This is a genomic window from Pontibacter cellulosilyticus (genome assembly GCF_014306105.1).
Taxonomy (GTDB): Bacteria; Bacteroidota; Bacteroidia; order Cytophagales; family Hymenobacteraceae; genus Pontibacter; species Pontibacter cellulosilyticus.
Window position 1 is genome coordinate 409177 of the sequence record NZ_JACRVF010000001.1, and the last position, 20166, is coordinate 429342.

At 45.6% G+C, this 20166-nt stretch carries 20 protein-coding genes and 1 pseudogene; 7 read left to right on the top strand and 14 right to left on the bottom strand.

Annotation, left to right across the window (positions count from 1 at the left end):
• Nucleotides 1-94: 94 nt before the first annotated feature.
• From H8S84_RS01755 to H8S84_RS01770, 4 genes are all read right to left on the bottom strand, one after another.
• The gene (locus H8S84_RS01755) at nt 95-886 is read right to left on the bottom strand and encodes a DUF6544 family protein (protein ID WP_187065557.1); all 792 of its coding nucleotides are present in this window, start codon (nt 884-886) and stop codon (nt 95-97) included.
• Between the two features lie 88 nt (nt 887-974).
• Nucleotides 975-1427 carry a ferritin-like domain-containing protein gene (locus H8S84_RS01760; RefSeq protein ID WP_187065558.1) on the bottom strand — a complete coding sequence of 151 codons (453 nt, stop codon included), beginning with the start codon at nt 1425-1427 and terminating at the stop codon, nt 975-977.
• 82 nt (nt 1428-1509) lie between these two features.
• Complete coding sequence (locus tag H8S84_RS01765) at nt 1510-2745, bottom strand: BaiN/RdsA family NAD(P)/FAD-dependent oxidoreductase (RefSeq protein ID WP_187065559.1); 1236 nt, start codon at nt 2743-2745, stop codon at nt 1510-1512.
• A gap of 143 nt (nt 2746-2888) precedes the next feature.
• Nucleotides 2889-3716, bottom strand: a complete 828-nt coding sequence (locus H8S84_RS01770) for an SDR family oxidoreductase (RefSeq protein ID WP_187065560.1) — start codon at nt 3714-3716, stop codon at nt 2889-2891.
• A gap of 76 nt (nt 3717-3792) precedes the next feature.
• On the opposite strand from H8S84_RS01770, the gene H8S84_RS01775 reads away from it, so the two are divergent.
• Entirely contained in the window at nt 3793-5247 is a 1455-nt protein-coding gene (locus H8S84_RS01775) for a phytoene desaturase family protein (RefSeq protein WP_187065561.1), read from the top strand.
• Nucleotides 5248-5432: 185 nt separating this feature from the next.
• A complete protein-coding gene (locus H8S84_RS01780) occupies nt 5433-6296 on the top strand; it encodes a DNA/RNA non-specific endonuclease (protein ID WP_230407015.1) in 864 nt (287 codons plus the stop codon).
• A gap of 55 nt (nt 6297-6351) precedes the next feature.
• Here the strand turns inward: H8S84_RS01780 and H8S84_RS01785 are convergent, their stop codons facing one another.
• Nucleotides 6352-6753 (bottom strand): nuclease A inhibitor family protein, encoded by a 402-nt coding sequence (locus H8S84_RS01785; protein WP_187065563.1) that lies wholly within the window; start codon nt 6751-6753, stop codon nt 6352-6354.
• Nucleotides 6754-6876: 123 nt separating this feature from the next.
• Here H8S84_RS01785 and H8S84_RS01790 point away from each other — a divergent pair, with 123 nt between their 5' ends.
• A complete protein-coding gene (locus tag H8S84_RS01790) occupies nt 6877-7752 on the top strand; it encodes an SDR family oxidoreductase (protein ID WP_187065564.1) in 876 nt (291 codons plus the stop codon).
• 56 nt (nt 7753-7808) lie between these two features.
• Here the strand turns inward: H8S84_RS01790 and H8S84_RS01795 are convergent, their stop codons facing one another.
• The 4 genes and pseudogenes from H8S84_RS01795 to H8S84_RS01805 form a co-directional block, all read right to left on the bottom strand.
• A complete protein-coding gene (locus H8S84_RS01795) occupies nt 7809-8444 on the bottom strand; it encodes a hypothetical protein (protein WP_187065565.1) in 636 nt (211 codons plus the stop codon).
• A 135-nt stretch (nt 8445-8579) separates the two neighbouring features.
• Nucleotides 8580-9197: pseudogene (locus H8S84_RS01800) on the bottom strand (class I SAM-dependent methyltransferase); the annotation flags it as partial.
• A gap of 12 nt (nt 9198-9209) precedes the next feature.
• Nucleotides 9210-9344, bottom strand: coding sequence for a hypothetical protein (locus H8S84_RS20190; RefSeq protein ID WP_262890219.1), 135 nt, complete (start codon nt 9342-9344; stop codon nt 9210-9212).
• Nucleotides 9345-9500: 156 nt separating this feature from the next.
• On the bottom strand, nt 9501-10700 hold the full coding sequence (locus H8S84_RS01805) for a dipeptidase (RefSeq protein ID WP_187065566.1): 1200 nt from the start codon (nt 10698-10700) through the stop codon (nt 9501-9503).
• A gap of 408 nt (nt 10701-11108) precedes the next feature.
• Here H8S84_RS01805 and H8S84_RS01810 point away from each other — a divergent pair, with 408 nt between their 5' ends.
• A complete protein-coding gene (locus H8S84_RS01810) occupies nt 11109-11681 on the top strand; it encodes a COG4315 family predicted lipoprotein (protein ID WP_187065567.1) in 573 nt (190 codons plus the stop codon).
• Between the two features lie 69 nt (nt 11682-11750).
• On the opposite strand, the gene H8S84_RS01815 is transcribed toward H8S84_RS01810, so the two are convergent.
• The 4 genes from H8S84_RS01815 to H8S84_RS01830 form a co-directional block, all read right to left on the bottom strand.
• Complete coding sequence (locus tag H8S84_RS01815) at nt 11751-12623, bottom strand: TolB family protein (protein ID WP_187065568.1); 873 nt, start codon at nt 12621-12623, stop codon at nt 11751-11753.
• 73 nt (nt 12624-12696) lie between these two features.
• Entirely contained in the window at nt 12697-13200 is a 504-nt protein-coding gene (locus H8S84_RS01820; protein WP_187065569.1) for a GNAT family N-acetyltransferase, read from the bottom strand.
• A 228-nt stretch (nt 13201-13428) separates the two neighbouring features.
• Nucleotides 13429-15714 carry a S46 family peptidase gene (locus H8S84_RS01825; RefSeq protein ID WP_187065570.1) on the bottom strand — a complete coding sequence of 762 codons (2286 nt, stop codon included), beginning with the start codon at nt 15712-15714 and terminating at the stop codon, nt 13429-13431.
• A gap of 259 nt (nt 15715-15973) precedes the next feature.
• Nucleotides 15974-16324 carry a YkvA family protein gene (locus tag H8S84_RS01830; RefSeq protein ID WP_230407016.1) on the bottom strand — a complete coding sequence of 117 codons (351 nt, stop codon included), beginning with the start codon at nt 16322-16324 and terminating at the stop codon, nt 15974-15976.
• A 310-nt stretch (nt 16325-16634) separates the two neighbouring features.
• Between H8S84_RS01830 and H8S84_RS01835 the strand changes: the two genes are divergently transcribed.
• Both H8S84_RS01835 and H8S84_RS01840 read left to right on the top strand, forming a co-directional pair.
• Entirely contained in the window at nt 16635-17216 is a 582-nt protein-coding gene (locus H8S84_RS01835; RefSeq protein ID WP_187065572.1) for an SRPBCC family protein, read from the top strand.
• A gap of 97 nt (nt 17217-17313) precedes the next feature.
• Entirely contained in the window at nt 17314-17928 is a 615-nt protein-coding gene (locus H8S84_RS01840) for an FMN-binding negative transcriptional regulator (protein ID WP_187065573.1), read from the top strand.
• A 75-nt stretch (nt 17929-18003) separates the two neighbouring features.
• Here H8S84_RS01840 and H8S84_RS01845 read toward each other — a convergent pair whose 3' ends face one another.
• A complete protein-coding gene (locus H8S84_RS01845; protein WP_187065574.1) occupies nt 18004-19425 on the bottom strand; it encodes a PhoH family protein in 1422 nt (473 codons plus the stop codon).
• 275 nt (nt 19426-19700) lie between these two features.
• Between H8S84_RS01845 and H8S84_RS01850 the strand changes: the two genes are divergently transcribed.
• Nucleotides 19701-20165, top strand: a complete 465-nt coding sequence (locus H8S84_RS01850) for a toxin-antitoxin system YwqK family antitoxin (protein ID WP_187065575.1) — start codon at nt 19701-19703, stop codon at nt 20163-20165.
• Nucleotide 20166 lies beyond the last annotated feature (1 nt).

Below are 20166 nucleotides of genomic sequence, written 5' to 3' on the forward strand. Positions count from 1 at the left end.
AAAGGTTGGAAGATTAAGCTGACTGTTTACGCAGTTAGATATAATAAGGGTAAAATCAGACGGATTTTACCCTTATTGCATTTATAAGCCGGCGCTATTGGTTCAACTGCGCTATATTCTGAACATTGTAGGTTATATTTTTTATTTTCCCGGTAAAGTATTCATACTCCCCCTCGGGTAAAAGCCAGGAAGCTCTCAGCTCACCCGGCAGTACATAATCGCTTATCTTTTTGTAGTTAAGGTAATAAGCTACCCAAGGCAACCGGTCGTATTCTGCGCCATCTGTCGAGAAAAATCTGTCTTCTGTTTTAAATCGCTCGGGTAATCCATCCGAATTAAAATAAAATTTACCTGTCGCAGTTTTGCCCCTGTCTGTTATGGTAGCTGTTACTGTTTTGTCATCAACCTGCTGCAAACGAATATATGGGCTCATCAGGGCAGCCGGCAACAGAATTGCCTCTGATAAAAAAGTGACCAAAGCCGAAATATCCATCTCAGGGCCTCTGGCATCACTCACCGTAAAAGCTAACAACTTAATAAACATATTACCGGAGCCATCCTGATATTTGTCTTTGCCTGAGAAGGGGATAAAGCCAAACATTTTGCTTGTCATCAGGGCATTGCGCATTGGGCTTTGTGCGGCATTAAACTGCACGCAAGCTATGGGCATCCATTCTTTCTGTGGATTCAGTTTTAGGGAGGTACCTTCCCAGGTTATGTAAAAATTTTCGGCCAGTGGCTTGTCAATAAAACCCGCCTTCTCCAGGTAGGTCTGGATCAGAGGTGGTAGCTTGGAGATATCCTCTGGTCTTAAGATTGGAGCAGTATGCTGCTGCTTTACGAGTTCCTGTTTTACCTCCTGCAGGAATAGCTTTTTTAGGGACATAAAAGTATGGCTGTATCTATACTTTCTACGAAAACAGAAATAAAAAAAGGAGCCGAAGCTCCTTTCTATACTTTATATTTTTCTTCTCTTAGGAAGCGCTTTTTGCTGTATCGCGAAGCGAACGAATGTGATCGTGCGCATTTTTCACATCGCCGTACTGCTGCTCTACAATAGCTTTCAGCTGAGCTGGCAAATCTTGCTTAAGTGCATCGCGGTAGGCACTAACGGCATAATCCTCGCCGCGCTCGCATTCCTCCAGAATACGTACTCTGTCTTTAGAAGACAAGGCAGACTTAAGATCTATCCAGGCACGATGTAAAGTACCTTCAATAGAACTTGACTCTGAATCTGTTTGTCCCATTTTGTGCAGTTGATCCTGTAGTTCTGTGATCATGCTGTCGCGCTGAACGGCATACTTCTTAAACAGGTCTTTCAGGTCTTTGTCTTCAACATCTTCAGCTGCTGTTTTATAGCCTTTTACGCCATCTTTGCAGCGCTCTATCAAGTGATGTACTGTTGAAAATATTTCTTTATTTTCCATAGTTTTAAATTTTATCTTTAATATGCAGATGTACTGATATTGGATAAAATTGGTTGCCTGCCAAGAATTTATATACTGTAAATTAGACAGATGCAGCCATGGATTTGCCTGCCAGATAACCTGTAGTCCAGGCTGCCTGAAAATTGAAACCTCCGGTAATGCCGTCGATATCCAGCACTTCGCCGGCGAAGTATAAGCCCGGCTGCAGGCGGCTTTCCATCGTCTTCATGTTTACCTGGCTCAGGTCTATGCCGCCACAGGTCACAAATTCTTCTTTGAAGGTTGTTTTGCCCTTCACCTCGAAAGGGGCACGGTGGAGAGCCTCAATTAGTTTGTTCGTGTTTTTGGCGGGTAATTCTGCCCATCGGGTCTGCTCCGGAATCTCAGCTAGTATGGTAAGGGTTTTCCAGAGGCGCTGTGGCAAACCGAACAGCGGATTTGTGCTTACTACCTTTTTAGGATGCGCCTGACGATACTGCTGCAACTGCTCGCGTAAAGCCTCTTCAGTATAGTCTGGTATCCAATTAATAAGGGCTGTGAAAGTATAACCAAGGTCATGGAAGAGGCGTGCACCCCAGGCTGACAGCTTAAGTACGGCAGGTCCGCTATAGCCCCAATGTGTAATGAGCAGCGGCCCCTCATACTCCAGTTTTTGTCCGGCAATACGCACTTTAGCTTTTGGCACCGAAACCCCCATCAACTCTTTCAAGGCATTGTTTGGCACATTAAAAGTAAACAACGATGGTACCGGTGCCTGTATAGTATGGCCGAGGGCACGCAGCCAGTCATAGCTTTGTGATTTTGGATTTCCGCCTGTACAAACTAATACTTTATCTGCAGTTATACTTTGTCCGTTGCTCAAGGTAAGTACAAACTGTTGCTGCCCATCAGCTATACTTTGTGGCTCTATTTTCTCAACACCTACACCTGTTTTTATACTTACTCCTGCTTTGCCGGCTTCATGCATCAGGCACTCGATAATAGTTTCGGAGTTATCTGTTATCGGGAACATGCGGCCATCCGCTTCGGCTTTAAGCCTGACGCCCCGTTGCTCAAACCAATCAATGGTTTCGGAAGCACCAAAAACTTTAAAGGCTTCTTTCAGTTGCTTGGCACCACGCGGATAGTGCTGCGAAAAAACAGTAGGTACAAAGCAGTTGTGTGTTACATTGCAACGGCCACCACCCGACACGCGCACTTTAGAGAGCAGCTTGTTTGACTTCTCCAGTATCGTTACCTGTGAATTTGGATTAGCTTGCGCACTAGCAATTGCACCAAAAAAACCAGCCGCCCCACCTCCAATTACGATTATGTTCATTGTTGAATTTGTTTGCTGATTGTTAACTGCTGTTGCAAATGTAGCGAAGACGCAAAGTACAGCGTTTTACATAAGCCTATGTTGCCGAACAACTATTGATTTAACGATCAGCAACCTACAACTAACAATCAACCACAAAAGTACTAAAAGAAAAGCATAGGGTCGGGGTGGAGGAACACGTAGGACAGGTCATCTTTCAATTTCTGACTTTTTATCAGTTTAAAGTGCGTTTCCTGCATGTCGTCAAACTCTGGCGGAGTTAAGCCCAAACGTTCAGCTGCTACCGGGAAAAAGTCTTTTCTGAGCGGGTGTCCGTCTGCACAGGCATTGTACACGTTACCCCATTTGTCCTGCTCTATAATGCGGTGAAGTATAGCTATGCAGTCGTCCTGGTGAATCATGTTGATAGGGGCATCGCCGTTGGGTAGGTGTTTTTTACCAGCCAGAAATTTACCCGGGTGCCTTTCGCCACCAATCAGGCCGCCAAAGCGCACAATGGTTGTTACCCATTCTTCACGGTCCAGGAAGAGCCTTTCTGCCTGCAGCAGCATGTTATCCGGCTCCAGTTCATCTGTAAATGTAATATCTTCTTCTGTTACGATGCGGTTCAGGTCCTGGTAAACAGACGTAGACGAAACAAACAGTACACGGCTCACGGTGGAGTTGATGAGTAATTTGATGAGAGTGCGCATTTGCTGGAGATATCCTTTGCCACCATCAGAGCGGAGTTTGGGAGGGATGTTCAGTACCAGCACGTCCGCCTCCAGGAAATCAGGTAAGCTGTTGGTTTGCAGGTGCTCAGCGTTAAGGTTTAGCAAGTATGGCTGAATTCCTTTTTCTTTCAGCAAATCTAGTTTTTCGGGTGAGGTGGTGGATCCTTTTACTGTATAGCCTGATTTTACCAGTTGCGAGGCCAGCGGCAGGCCCAGCCATCCACAGCCTAACACACTGATTACTTGCTTATCTCCCATAGTATGGTTTTGTAGGTGCTTTTAAACTTAACAAATATAGCAGCTTCTGGTTTAGAGTAACAGCAAAGCAGCTTTTATGGATTATGATGTTCTACTTATAGGTTCCGGATTTGGTGCACTAACAGCGGCTGCCCTACTGACAAAGCGCGGCCTTAAAGTGTGTGTACTGGAGCAGGCCAAATACCCCGGCGGCTGCGCTACTTCCTACAAACGCAAAGGCTATTGGTTCGAAACCGGAGCCACGACACTTGTTGGCTTAGACAAGCACATGCCGTTGCGTTACCTGCTCAATGAACTGGACCTGCAGATACCAATGCGAAATCTGGAGCCACCGATGCAGGTGCATTTACCCAACGGCGAAGTCCTTACCCGCTACGGAAACCTGGGAGCGTGGATAGCAGAGGCGGAGCGGGTATTTGGCAAGTATAAGCAACGGGAGTTCTGGGAGCACTGTTACCGGGTAAGCCAGCAGGTATGGCAGACTTCCCTGGAGCAGCGTTCGTTTCCTTTCTCAAACGTTAAAGACCTCTTGAAGGCAGCAACACGTGTAAGGCCAGCGCAGCTTTCGCTGCTACCGGCAGCTTTTAGAACCATGCACGATGTACTTCTAAAGTATGACCTGTTGCAAAACCATTTATTTGTAGACTTTGTAAACGAGCAGCTGCTGATCACGGCACAGAACCATGCGGCAGAGGTGAATGAGTTGTTTGGTGCTACAGCTTTGTGCTATACACTGTACAGCAACTATTATGTAGATGGCGGCTTGATAAATCTGGTTAATCCGGTGGTTGATTACATCACCTCCAATGGTGGCGTGGTAAAGTATGGGCAGCAGGTAAAAGCGGTAGACTCGCTGAGGAAAGGTTATAAAGTTACCACAGCTAAGGATAGCTATTTTAGCAGGTTTGTGATAAGCGGTATCCCGTTAAACAACACGCAGGAGCTGTTCACTGATAAAAGTATAAAACAAAAGCTGCAGCTATACTTGTTGCCTTCTGATAAACTGAATGGCGCTTTTACCATGTCGTTGGTACTAGACGGTATGGTTGCCCCGGATGTGTTGCATCAACAGGTGCACGTACCAGATGGTCTGCCCATTATCGGCAGCAAAAGTATCTTCATCAGTTTTAGTCATCCAGCTGATAAACTACGCGCCAAAGCAGGGGAGGTGTTAGCCTCTGTAAGCACCCATGTACCGCACCCCGAAAAACTATACATACAGCAGAAGGAACAGGTAGAGACAGGTATACTTTGTGCTTTGGAAAGAGCGGGTATTCTGGATCAGGCAAGTATAAAGTACACACAGTCTGCCACACCCGGAGCCTGGATCTTCTGGACGAATCGTGCATATGGTGCTGTGGGCGGGTATCCGCAGTATAAAAGCATTAAGCCCTGGCAGATGAAAGATGCCCGCCTCGATCACAAAGGGGCTTATGTGTGTGGCGACACGGTGTATCCGGGGCAGGGAATTGTAGGGGTTTGCCTGAGCGGAATTATTGCTGCTGAAAAGCTTTGGCAGGATCATTATTAAAAACCCTGAAGCTCTGTGTCTAAACATTGATAATATTTACTAAACTTGCTGAACTGTAATGGATTAAATCTTAACCTACAGGGTGTAAATATTTACTTTCTGATAACAATCAATCAAAAAACATCCGACATATTTGAGCATCTAAAAAACTCTATATGTCTATGTTAAAGCACATCAAACAATTTATGTATCTATCTCTGGTAGGATGGATGCTGGTTTCCTGTTCGCAGGAGAATGTAGCGCCTGGGGATGGTACCCAGAAGATTGGTAAAATAAGCGAAACTGCCAATGCCACTGCAACTCAGGATGGCAACAGAGCCATGGGTAACCCGAGTAGTGCCGGTACAAGCTACTCTAATTATCTTATCGACAAGGCACAGTATTCTATGTCGTATAACAGCTACCGCGGTACGCCAAACTGGGTAAGCTGGCACCTGAGCAGCGCCTGGTTGGGTTCTACGCCGCGCCAGGATGATTTCCGTGCTGACAACTCGCTGCCAAGCAATTTCTACAGGGTTACTCCATCAGACTACACTGGCAGCGGCTTTGACAGGGGCCATAACTGCCCGTCAGCAGATCGTACCCTGACTGTAACAGACAATTCTGCCACGTTCCTGATGTCTAACATGATACCACAGGCGCCAACGAATAACCAGCAGACCTGGGCAAACCTGGAGAACTACTGCCGTAAACTTGTTAGCGAGGGCAACGAACTGTATGTGATTATGGGTAGCTACGGTACAGGTGGTACTGGTTCTGCCGGTTACAAGACTACGTTGGCAGGCGGTAAAGTAACAGTGCCTAACCGCATCTGGAAAGTGATCGTTGTATTGCCGGTAGGCACCAGCGATGTTAGTCGTGTTACATCCAGCACACGTGTGATTGCTGTAGACACGCCAAACTCTACTTCCATCAGCACCAGCTGGGGCACGTACCGTACTACTGTTGATGCCATTGAGTCTAAAACAGGCTACAACATCCTTTCAAATGTTTCATCAACAGTACAGAGTGTAATAGAATCAAAAGTTGATAGCGGTCCTACTTCCTAATCAATAAGTTTAGCTAATGTAAAAAGCGGCCCGGCATCTTGCTGTGCCGCTTTTTTTATGTTTCTACCACTAAGGTTTTAAGGCCGGCATAATCTCCGTTGGCTGTTTCGCCTATGATGTACACAGGTATACTCGTCTCACTTATTTTATAAGCCTTCACGTTTTTCAGTAGTTCTTTCAGTTTTGCTTCAAGCTGCCTGAAACGTTCTGCATTTTGCTTTTGTACCTGGTCAGCATCTGGGTGCGGGTTTTTCATGCGGTGCAGGAAATCTTCCAGGGCAAGCACCTGAACCGATGTGCCTGCTGGCTTTCCGTCCCATTCTACCACTGTTTCTTCAGTAAACGGCTCTTCCGGTTTTTCATGATAAAAGAACTCGAAGGCCTCATCTGTTTCGCTTAGCATCATCAGGCCTTTGCTGGCATTCAGTAGCTCCTGTTTTAGTTGATTTATATCCATAGTTTTCGTTTTTGTGGCTGTAAAGCACGTTCGTTTTTCCAGAATTTACATCTATATCCTTATCTTTCGTAAAAGGGGCCTAAAAGTAAGCCTCTGCAACATAAGTATAAACGGTAAATGACTATGATAAAAGCTGAACCAATGCTGAAAGAGGGTGCGCTGCAAGGTAAAACCATTATCGTAACTGGTGGTGGTACGGGACTTGGCCGCTCTATGGTTAAATATTTTTTAGAACTGGGTGCCAACGCTGTGATCTGCAGCCGCAAACTGGACGTGCTGGAGCAGGCGGCAAAAGAACTGGAGCAGGAAACCGGCGGTAAGGTGTTGCCCATTGCCTGCGACGTGCGCAAGTATAACGAGATCGAAGAGGTGCTGAAAAAAACGATAGAAACCTTCGGCCGAGTGGATGTGCTGGTAAATAACGCTGCCGGCAATTTTGTAAGCCCTACAGAGCGCCTCAGCCATAAAGCCTTTGATGTTGTTACTGATATTGTACTGAAAGGCACCTACAACTTTACACTAGCCGTGGGTAAGCATTGGATCGAGCAAAAGCAGGAGGGAACCATGCTGAATATCGTTACTACTTACGCCTGGACGGGTTCTGGTTATGTAGTGCCGTCGGCATGTGCCAAAGCGGGCGTGTTGGCACTAACGCGTTCGCTTGCTTCGGAATGGGCAAAGTATGGCATCCGTTCCAACGCCATTGCACCGGGCCCTTTCCCGACTGAAGGTGCCTGGACACGCCTGTTTCCTAAACAGCTGGCTGATAAGCTGGACCCGGTAAAGCGCATTCCGGTGGGCCGTTTCGGAGAGCACCAGGAGCTGGCAAACTTAGCGGCCTACCTGGTGTCAGATTTTGCTTCTTTCGTGAACGGTGAGGTAGTAACCATAGACGGAGGAGAATGGCTTTACGGTGCAGGTGAGTTCAATGCTTTTGACCAGATTCCGCAGGAGATGTGGGATGCCATGGAAAAGCAGATGCGCGGTAAAGGACAGTAAACACATAAAAAAAGAGCCTCTGCTAATCTGCAGAGGCTCTTTATAGAAATTTATACTTATTGGCCGCTTGCAATCAGGAGAACGGCTAACAGGTTTGCACCGAAAGCTATGCCCCAGTTCTGCCATACTTTACCGATCTTTATTTTGCTTGCTTCTTTCTGATAACCATTATGGTAGTCGGGTTGCTGCAGTAACTCTGAACGTGGTGCCTGCAGGTTACGAGTCTTAGGTTTAGACACAGTGGCGCCTACAGCCGGAATTAATCCCACTACCGGCGAAATAAGACTTACGACCAGTACCGTTGTGCTTGCTGGTTTATACCCCTCATAAAATGTAGTGGCATCTGCCTGTCCTCTGGTGTAAAAGTGCAGGGCCGATTCCTTCGAAACTGTAGTTGCATCACCGATATAAGGCTGTGCATCAACAGAGGCTGTGGCATAAGCTGGTCTTTCAGGTAGCTCAAACACCTCATTTGTTTTATTTTCATACTGAATCAGTAGCACCTCCGCCTTCGGCAGCACGTACAAAGGCCCCTCCAGGTTATTAAAGTTTTTATACTTGATTTCTGATGTGGTTATTTCCATCACTTTGGCTTCTACTTTCTCGCCGGTGCGTTTTGTGATAATGTCCTGAGCTTGAATGGCTGAAATGGAAAGGATAGAAAATAACAGTGTGAGTAATGTTTGTCTCATAGGCTAATGTTTTGATGCTGATTTATACTTCAAAAGTAGCCGGATTGAGGTTTTATAACAACAGGCGTTATGTGTTTTTAGTGAAGATGAGGTTTATGTGGTTGATTGATCTTTAAAGCGTGATGGTGTATCTAATTAAAGGTAGCTCTCCCTATTCACTTTTCCGGCCCGCATAAACACCGGGAACGTCACATCCTGCACTTGGTTATCTGGCCAGAGTGGCTGTAGTCGCCTATCCAGGTCGGGCAGAGGCGATTGATCGTGCTTGTTGATGTAATGCTGCACACTGGACCATGAGCTGATATAACCCATGAACTGTTGTCTGGTCCAGGTCGCTTTTATCTCAAACTCGGGGCAGGAGATCTCAGGAAAAGGAAAGGGTATCGTTTTATATGCCTCATCTAAATACCTGCGCTCAGCATCCCAGTAAGGGCCAGTAATATTATGGTAAAAGTCAGCAATAACGGGATCTATCTCTTGGTTGATGTATAGCAAGCCATAGCCCCAGATGGCAAGTATAGCTTCTGGTTTGGCAACTCGTTTTACCTCTGCATAAAAGGCTTCGAAATCAAACCAATGCACAGCTTGTGCGACCGTTATCAAGTCTATACTTTGATCGGCCAACCCGGAGGTTTCTGCGCTTGCTTTGCTGTAAGTGATGTTAGGTTTTAGAGTAGCTTTCTTTAATTGAGCTTCACTTATGTCGGTGGCAAATACCTGTTCATGCTTGTCTGCCAGTACAGCAGCTACCTGCCCGTTTCCTGTTCAACAGTCCCAGGCTGTGCCATTGCTACCATGAAGGCTAAATAGAAAGTCGTACAGCGCCTGTGGATAGTGCGGCCTGAAAGCTGCGTAAGCCTCTGACTGTACAGAGAAATTATCTTTGTGCTGCTGTGCCATAGGTGGACCAATTTGTCATTTTGAGCATGCCTGAGACGAGAGTCGAAAGGGAGCTGCGTAGCAGTGAGGAATCTATATAAGATTAGTTTTGATGAAATTCTGTAGATATTTCTCACGAAGGTCGAAATGACATTTATGCTTTACGAGAGTATAAACCTATTTTTTCTCATTAGCCTTAAGCACCCGCAGCGCATTGCCACCCATTATCTTATACACATCTTCTTCACTGTATCCTCTTGCCAGCAGTTCCTTCGTTATCACCGGAAAATCGTCTACGCCATCCAGCTGGCGGGGAGTTGAAGTAACGCCGTCAAAGTCGGAGCCCATACCTACGTAGTCTACGCCAACCAGCTTCACAATATAATCCAGGTGGTCGAAAAGTATAGACAGTGGAGGACGTACCTGCTCTACTTCATTCGGATACTTTTGGCGCATGAATTCTGCTATGTTAGAGCCAGGCCAGTTTAAAGCTCTCAGTGAATCTGTCTCTACTTTGTGTTTGTCTCTGAACTGCTTATTGCGTTTGTCAAACTCGGGATCCAAGAAACCGGAGAAAAAGTTAAGTTGTATAACGCCTCCGTTTTTAGCGATGGCTTTTATCTGGTCGTCTTTCAGGTTACGAGGCACGGGAGCAATGCTGTGCACGCAGCTATGCGATACCAGCACCGGCTTTCTGGTGGTAGCCATGGCATCCCAGAATGTCTTTTCGCCAACGTGGCTCAGGTCCACCATCATACCCAACTGGTTCATGCGTCTTACTACCTGCTTTCCGAATTTGGTCAGTCCTTTTTTACTTTCGGGTATTTTACCGGAGGTTTCGTCGGCTGCAGAGGTTGCCCAGGGGGTGGAGTTGTTCCAGGTAAGTGTCATGTAACGGGCACCTGCATTATAAAGGTTTTCCAGTTTCTTCAGGTCGCTGTCAATCATATGGCCGCCTTCAACGCCAATCATACTTGCCATCTTGCCATGTTCTACAGCCTTTTCAATGTCTTTATAGTTTGTAGCAAACAGCATGTGCTTTGGGTTACGATCCACCACAGCTTTCAGAGTGTCTATTTGTAGCATGGCATATTTGTAGTCACCGGTTTCATCGCTCCACACCGAAAAAAACTGTACATCTACGCCGCCTTCTTTAAAGCGCGACAGGTCGGAGTGTGTTTTGCCACGAAGGTCTTTGCTGATGTCATTGCCCTCCAGAATCGAGATAAGCACATCGTTGTGCGTATCTACCAAAACAGCTTTCTGGTGTACTTTTTTATAGTCCGGAGCCTGTGCATGAGCAATAGTTGCTACGGAAGCCAGGGCAACGGCTAAAGCTGATTTTCGAAGTATAGACAAATTTAGGGTGTAGTTCATAGTTGTTTTAAGTATAAAGTATAACCGGGTACACTAATAAGGACCACAGTTACTCATAATGCTGTTCCAAAGTATTAGTGCAGCATCTTATAAGGTTAAATATACTAAATATCTGTGAATTGCTTATAGGAACTGCTCATCAGATAACAGTTTAAGCAACTACCAAGCGGACTACGATATTAACTCGCTAGGATTGGAAACATCAGTTGCAGTAAACGCAAACTGGCATTGAGTTTTATTAGTTTTTTAATGTGGTGCTGCATTAAAAGTTTAGTGTTTTATCTACTCATTGCTAATTAATACATACGAGTACATGTCTGATAATCAATATGATGAAGCTTGATGGCTTAAACCTCTTATAAGCTACTAAAGTATACTTTATAGATTAGACACAAAAAAATTAAAACTATGAAAACTAACTTTTATTCTCTAAAACTTATTTCGAAGCAGGCACTCACACTATTATTCTGCTGTGGAATTCTCATTGCCTGTGGCGGTGGTGATACGCTAACCGAGGAAGCTGCAAATGAAACAGCACAGGCTGACGCCAATGTAGATATGGATGCTAATACTAATACTAATGCAGATGTGGATCAGGCAACTAGTGTACGCCTTGAAACAAGAACCTCTGAAGGCCTAGGAACCTACCTTACAGATGGGAGTGGAAGAAGCCTTTATTTATTTAAAGCAGATACAAGCATGAACAGTACCTGCTATGATGCCTGCGCACAAGCTTGGCCTCCGCTTATGGCACAGGGCACACCCACAGCTGGCGACGGTGTAAACGCCTCTTTAATAGGTACAATAGAACGCAAAGGCGATGGTATGCAAGTAACTTATAATGGTTGGCCGCTCTACTATTATGTAAAAGATCAGGGTGCTGGCCAGACAACAGGTCAGGACGTGAAGGGCTTTGGAGCAGAGTGGTACCTGATCTCCCCGCAAGGAAAAGAAGTGCATAGCGAAGGCCATAAGCACTAATGATAAGCATAAAAGCTATTGCCAATTAATCGATGGCAATAGCTTTTATGCTTAAGATCAAACTTTGCTTTACTCACTTATAACTACGGCCAGTTTGTTATTAGCTTGGTTAACTGCCATACGCGTTATCCCTTTTAGCAGTGCTGGGTTGCCCTGCACTTTGACTTCCTGCCAGTTTTTATCTTTAGCAGGGCTGAAACTATATAGTTTTGCACCGTCGCTGCTCAGCAGGGTGCCTTTGCTGGTCCAGGTTATGTCTTCTCGCTGATTTATGGTAGGGGCTATGGTCGTAATAGCACCTGTTTTTGTATCGTAGCGCTTAATCAGCCATTGCTCCTTATCCGACTTGTCGATAAAGCTCATGGCATTCTGACCCGGAATCTTGTGCAGCGAGCGGCCTATACTTTTGGCCAGCACTTTGTTCTGCTTTGTGTCGAGGTTGTAGTGCTGCAGTTCGTGACCGTCTTCGGCAAGTATAAACAGCAGCAGGTTTTTATTGTCAATCCAGGCATGGTAGCCCACAGTCAGGTTGTCTATCAGCACCGTTACTGCTTTGCTGTCGATGTTATACATGCCTAAGTCCTGCTGGCCGTTTTCGCGCTGTATGATGGCGGAGATGTGTTTACCATCAGGCGTAAGGGTGGGAGAGAACTCGTTTTCAGGCGTTGTGGTAAAGTCTGCGGTCTGCTTTGTGCTGAGGTTGTACGTACGGATATCCATTTTGCCGTCGGCATTGGCCGAGGAGTAATACATTATAGGCTGAGACCTGTGAAAGTGCGGCTGGCTATCATATCCTAGGTGATTGGTGATGTTTTGCGGGTTCGAAAGTATAATTTCGGTTTTCTTTCCGCTCATGTCCAGTAGCAGAACATCAGTGTTTGTCTGTGCCTGCAGGAGTGCGGGGCAGAATAGGGTGAAGGTGTATAGTATAGTTTTTTTCATGGGTGCTTTGTTAGATTTAATTGATAATTTATACTTAGGCTGCATCTATACATAAACAAATGAACTAGAGGTATCATACTTCTCGCCTTATAGCGTAAATTAGTTCGTCAAAGTATTCGCCATTTTTAAAGAAAGTTTTGGGTAATTGTGCCTCTAATTTAAAACCGGCTTTTTCAAGTGCTTTTTGTGAGCCTTTGTTGCTGCCAAATGGTCTTGCATAAATGCGGGTCAAATCCCAGTTAGCAAAGGCATAAGTAACCATCTCAGCAATAGCTTTTGATATAATTCCTCGATTCCAATAAGGTTCAGCCAGCCAGTATCCCAGTTCAGCGTTCTTTCGGTAGATGTCGCCTTGCGGGTGTATTCCGATGCCTCCTGCAGCCTCTCCATTTATTTCTATAGCAAGTATATTCGCCGGAGAAACTTTAGTGGCAAATTCAATAAAAGCCTTTCCATTCTCTTCATAGTATGGATGTGGAAACACATCAGACATAGTTTTGGCAACATTGTTATTGTTCGCGTACTTCACCAGGCTGTCCAGATCCTCAATTTTCCAAGGCCTTAGTTTATATTCCATATTGAGTCGTCATTTCAATAAGAGTACTTTATAGTCAGTAATACAATATAGGATAAATACATTGGAGTTACCACATGCGCAATTTCATATTTCACTATATCGATCTTGCATGTTTTAATTAGGAGAGGCACGATTCATATCTGGCGCAATTTAACAGCCTGCGCTTTAGCCGTAAAGCAAAAAGCCCCACCTATACTTTAGGTGGGGCTTTTTGATGGTTACGACTGCTTAATTAGCTACAGCAGCCGCTTTATCTTTCTTCTTTTTATTCTTTTTAGAAGGCTCTTCAGAAGATTGCTGCTTACGACGCGCATCAACCTGTGGCAAGCCAGAAGTATCGTCTGTAACCAGTGTCATTTCCTCAACCAGGTGGCCTGCACCGGCGAATTTATCTATAATAAACAGCATATAACGCACGTCTACCGATATGTTGCGCACCTGGTCCGGGTTGTACACGATATCGCTCATAGTACCTTCCCAGTTCCTGTCGAAGTTTGTACCGATCAGCTGCCCATTGGCATTGATTACAGGTGATCCTGAGTTACCGCCAGTAGTATGGTTAGAAGCGATAAAGGCAACCGGTAATTCACCGTTTACTCCATAGCGGCCATAGTCTTTCTTCTCATACAGCTCCTTCAGGCGGGCAGGTATGGCATAGTCCTCGGCGGCACCAGATTCAGCTTTCTCAATGATACCTTCCAGCGTAGTGTAGTAGAGGTATTTTACACCATCCACTGGCTCGTAAGGCTCTACCTTACCGTAGGCTACACGCAGTGTAGAGTTAGCATCCGGGTAAAACTTCTTATCGCTTTGCATTTCACGCAGGCCAGCCATATACGTTCTATACAGCAGGTTCAGGTTATCATTAACCTTAGTGTAAGTGGGCATTACATTTTTGTTGTAGTAGTCGGTAATGCTGCTGGCAAGTTGTAAGGCAGGGTCATTCTTCAATGCATCTTTTTTGCCTGCTTTTACATCAGCCAACGCTTTTCTTACACCAGCCTCTGATGTAAACGCCGACTTCGCGAATACCTCATCGGCATACTTGTTAAAGTCGCCTTTATACTTGCTGCGTACCGTTGCGAAAGCAGCAGGGTGCATTTTTGCATCTATGTTTTTGTAGTAAAGGTCCAGCAGCGCTGCAAACACCTTTTTATCGGTAGGGGCATTGTAGTCTTTGTAGAACGGAGCAACAGTTTTCTCCAGTTTCTCTACCTGTGCGTTTATTTCGTTCTGCGGTGCATTGGCTTCCAGCATCTCCTGTAGCTTAACAAAAGTGTTGGCAAATCTGATAATCTCAACGCCATAGGCTGCCTCTGTAATATAATCGCGGGAAATGGTGATGCCGTCTAGGGCCTTGTAGTTCGTTTCAAACTCGGCCAACAGGTTTCCATACTTTGCTTTACGTGCCGGGTCTGCGGCTGCCCAGTTGGCAAACTGCTTCTCCAGTTCCTGTTTTTTCTCGATGGCGTTGGCTTTGCGAATACCACGGCTCTCGCCGATCCACTTTTTCCAGGCATTGGCGATGCTCGCATACTTAGCTGCATACTGGATACGTACTGCATCAGAAGCTTTCATGTCCTTATCCAGGATGTTAAGCTTTGTTTCGCGGATGTTGATCTTGTGCGGGTTAGAAACAGCGTACACCTCTTGTACTGCCTGCGAAGTAAGGTACTCATTGGTGCGGCCCGGGAAACCAAACACCAACGTGAAATCATTCTCCTGAACACCACTTAAAGAAATTGGCAGGTGGTGCTTTGGTTTGTAAGGCTTGTTGTTTGGCGAGTATTCGGCTGGCTCGTTGTTAGGGCCGGCATAAACTCTGAACAAAGAAAAGTCGCCGGTGTGGCGTGGCCACATCCAGTTGTCGGTATCGCCACCAAACTTACCGATAGATGAAGGCGGAGCACCTACCAGACGCACATCGCGGAATGTTTCGGTGATGTACATGTAGTACTCGTTGCCATAGAAGTATGGCTTGATAACAGCATCATAATGTGTACCGGCCGTTGACTCTCTGCGAACCTTGGCCATGTTGCGCTGGATGATAGATTCACGTTCAGCCTCTGTTTTGGCATTGGCCGTGCCCTCTAAAATCTGCTGGGTTACGTCTTCCATGCGCACGATAAAAGTGGCAGTAAGGCCCGGGTTCGGTTTCTCCTCAGCCTTTGTTTTAGCCCAGAAACCGTTGGTCAGGTAATCGTTTTCTACCGAGCTGTGCTGCTGAATCTGACCATAGCCGCAGTGGTGGTTCGTAAGCAAAAGGCCCTCCGGTGAGATCATTTCGCCGGTACAGAAGCCGCCAAACGATACAATGGCATCTTTTAAACTGGACTGGTTTATACTATAAATGTCTTCGGCAGAGAGCTTCATGCCCTTTTTCTGCATGTCGGTTTCGTTAAGCTGCTTTAAAAGCAAAGGCAGCCACATGCCCTCGTCAGGAGGGGTTGCCGTGGTAATACCTATACTTAAGCAAACAGCCGCAAAGAAGGATAATATGCGTTTGCTGATCATTGGTAAGATTATTTGATTAGAGTTTTTAGCGCCTGAAGTTACGCAAATTTATCCTACCATAAGCAATAACAAGGCCAGGTATGACAATGAGTGAATGAGTGATTGAATGATTGAGTGAATGTAATTAAAACTGGCCTTACTGATGCTGCGAGAAATTTGGTGAATTGCAAATTCTCTCACTCACTCATTCACTCATTCAAAATTAAAAAAGCTGCCTCCTTTTCAGAAAGCAGCTTTAGGCTATGGCTTTGGTGTCGTATTAAAACGTACCGATGCGCGAATGGTCAAAGCTCCGGTCTTCTTCCCAGTCTCTGAACTTGCTGATCTCGGTCTGGAATGCGTTTACAAACCATGCTATAAGACTCAGGTCGTCAAGAAGCCCAAGGCCTGGTATAAAGTCCGGAATGATATCAATAGGAGTGACCAGGTACAAAAGTACGGCCACGCCCACCAGTAATGATTTTGTGGCAACATTCCGGTAGTCGCCTTTCATGTACGCCTTAACCAAGCGCATAAATGTCTGTAAAGTGCCTTTTATCTGCGTAAATCCGGACTCTTTGCTTTCTGCATCTATTAACTTTCCATAAGCTGTTGAAAGCAGGAGCGCCATTTTTGCTGGCTTCGCCAGAAAAACTCCGGCTTTACCTAAGAATCTTTTGAATATGGGATTCTGCGAGAATTGAAGGCCTTTATGAATCCAATCGTTTATCATATGGTCTATATATTTTAGTCTCTATGTTACCCTGTACGGTAACTGTAATTTTTAAGCTAATTTATTCTTCCTGCTGCTTTATTTTGAAAAATATAGATACAAAAATATTTATGCCTGTTGCTCTTGTTTACTAGCAAAATACTCCTTTAAATTGGTGTAGAAATTCCTGCTAATAGTGCAACCACTAAAACTCTATTTTTGATACACCATGAAACCGCTGAAGATAGTGATCCTGGCTTTGATGCTGCTGGCCATTGCGCTTTTTGGCGCATCGTATCAAATGCCACTACAGATAGAGGTGGAGCAAAGTATAACGCTTGACGCTAACCCCGAGCAAGTATACCCACTCCTTGAAAATCCTACCAACTGGGAGAAGTGGAGTGCCCTGAACACAACCATGGATCCAAGTATGATCAGGCTTTACAGCGGACCTATGGCAGGTGCAGGTGCCCGCATGCAATGGAGCGGCGATAAAGTGGGCAATGGCGAAGTAACCCTTACAGAAAGTATAAGTCCGAAGCACCTCCGCTACAAACAGACCCATAACGAATCTGCGTCTCTGGCTCTTGGTAGCTTTACCCTGGAACGCACTGATGGCGACAGCACCATTATAAAATGGAAAGAGAGCACTGCTTTGAATGACGAACCCATTGCCAGACTATTTGGGGCATGGCAGAAGCATAAAAAAGAAGAGGAGCTGAGCAAAGGGTTAAACGGACTGAAAGACCTTCTGGAAAATAAAACCTCAAAGTCCGGCGCCAGACGCAGCGTTGCAGCCCGAAACCACTAATTACCTTACCCTGTTGTTGCAAGTTTGTTTTTAGCTGGTTTAAAAGCAGATTAAGCCACCTGTACTAGCACCACCAAAGCCTCTACCAGATAAAACTATGTACACACTAACACATTATCAGGAAGCCGACCTGCAAAAGCTGATCAGCTTTATGCGGGAGTATAGTTTTGCCACATTGATAACCGTTCAGGACAACGTGCCCTTTGCTACACATCTGCCATTTGTAATTCAGGAGCAGGAGGGGCAGTTAGTGCTACTAACGCACATGGCAAAGCAAAACCCGCAGTGGAAAGACTTGGAAGCAGGGCAGGAGGCGCTGGTTATTTTCCAGGAGCCACACGCCTACATCTCGCCTTCGCTGTACGAGAAGCAACTGAACGTGCCCACCTGGAACTACTGCGTGGTCCATGCCTATGGCAAGGCCAGGTTTATACATGAGCCGGAGCAAATGATGGCTGCCATGGAAGCCTCTATCAATACATTTGAGTCAGGTTACATGCAGCAGTTCAAGAGTTTACCCGAAAAGTATACCAATGGATTGCTAAATGGCATCGTAATGTTTGAAATCACAGTAAGTCGCTTAGAAGGAAAGTATAAGCTAAGCCAGAATAAGAGTGCCGCTGACAGGCAACATGTATCGGAGAGCCTGCTTAAAAGCGAAGATACTACCGCTCGAAAAGTAGGAGAGAGGATGCAGGAAAAGTATAGCTGATCCTGCGGAAGTATAACACAAAAGCCCGGACTATACTTTATAGCGCGGGCTTTTGTGTTAATTGAGGTTTATACTTTAAAGTAACTCATTGGCCAGGTTTGCCAGCTCAGAGCGTTCTCCTTTTAATAGCGTAATATGCGCGTACAGCGGGTGGTTTTTAGCCCTGTCAATCAGGTACGACAGTCCGTTGCTCTGCGAATCCAGATATGGCGTGTCGATCTGGTAGATATCACCTGTAAAGATGATCTTGGTGTTTTCCCCGGCCCTTGAAATAATGGTTTTTACCTCGTGCGGCGTCAGGTTCTGTGCCTCGTCCACAATAAAGATAATGTTGGACAAACTGCGGCCACGGATGTATGCCAGCGGCGTGATCACAAGTTTCTCGAGGTCCACCATGTCCCGGATCTTCTGGTACTCCTTACTGGTTTCTGCAAACTGGTTCTGGATATACTTCAGGTTATCCCAGAGCGGCTCCATATAAGGGTTCAGTTTAGACTTAATGTCGCCAGGAAGGTAGCCAATGTCTTTGTTACTGAGCGGCACCACCGGTCGGGCCAGGTAAATCTGCTTGTACTCACGGCGCTGCTCTATGGCAGATGCAAGTGCCAGCAATGTTTTACCGGTACCAGCCACACCTTGTATTGAGACCAGCTTTATCTGTGGGTTAAGAAGCGCATGCAAGGCAAATGCCTGCTCTGCGTTACGCGGCTTCACGCCGAAGGCATTCAGCTTGTCTACGCGTTCTAGTTGCTTATCAGCGGCGTTGTAAAATGCCAGCACAGAGTTTTTAAAGCTCTTCAGAATGTAAAAATGGTTATCTGTAGGGGCTTCTGTAAACACTTTTTTTACATCTGTTACACCTTTCTCATACAGATCGTTGATGGTGTTAGCCTGCACATCCTCTACGGTGTCGTTGCCGGTGTAGAGCCCTGCCACATCCTGTATCTTGCCTGTCTCATAATCTTCTGCTACCAGGTTAAGGGCGCGAGCCTTCAGGCGCAGGTTGATGTCTTTGGTAACCAACACAACCTTGTGCTTTGTCATCTCCTGCTGCAGTTGCAGGGCCGAGTTCAGAATACGATGGTCATTCTTGTCACCGAATATATTTACAGCATCCAAGGATGAGCTATTATTCATCAGCACCCTGAATTTCCCTTTTGTTTTACCGTTCAGGGGCAGCCATTCCTGCAGTTTGTGCTCTGCAGAAAGCCTGTCTATGAACCGTATAAACTCACGGGCTTCAAAGTTTTTGATGTCGTTTCCTTTTTTGAAGTTATCGAGTTCTTCCAGTACTGTAATAGGTATGGCTACATCGTGTTCCTGGAAATTCTGAATGGCACTGTGGTCGTAAAGTATAACGGAGGTATCCAGCACGAAGATCTTCTTCGCGTCTGTGTCTGTTGCTTTTTTCGTGTTTGCCTTAGGTTTTGTACTTCCGTTAACTAATGGTATGTTTTCATGTTGAGTGGTTTGGTTCTTTTTGCTTATGGTTGCCATAGGCGAGGGGGTTAGGGTGAAACCAATGTTTTATGGTGATCGTGTTGTCCGGGGCAGCCTCTGACGTACAGCGGCCTGTTTATATGTTTTTACGAATATTTAAGGGCACCGGCCAATTTAGTTTCTACATTTTAGTAAAGAGATTGAGTAGTAAATGTATAGCCTACTGATTAGTAAAACTTTAAGCCGAAATAAAAGTATAACTAAAAAATTAGTTATTGAGAATCATTATTTATACTTTAGCAGCATCTTCCCGAAAGTAAATAAGCAATCGTATGAGAGTGATCGTTATAATTATAGCTCTTGCTATTCTGCCGCTGGCTGGCCAGGCGCAGAAAGTAGTTACTACAAAGCCGGTAAAGCACTTCCTTTGGTTCAAGATCAACAAGTTTGATAAAGAGGGCAGGATGCATGGCCGCTGGAAAGTCTTCTTTGGCAAAGACGACACGGTAATACGCAACGGCAGGTTCAGGCACGGGAATGAGGTTGGAAACTGGAAATATTATTATCCGGACGGTACCCGCTACATGAAAGAGAAGTACAGACGGAACAGTGAAGTGCTGCAAGTAACTAAATACCACGAAAATGGTAAACTAGCCCGAAAAGGAGAGGCCCGCCTGATCAAAACCAGCACCATGGACAGGTACTTCTGGTTTGGCGACTGGGAAGTTTACGACACCGATGGCGAGTTCAGCCACATAGAAATGTACGAAAGCGGTAACCTGGTAGGCAGGAAGTAAG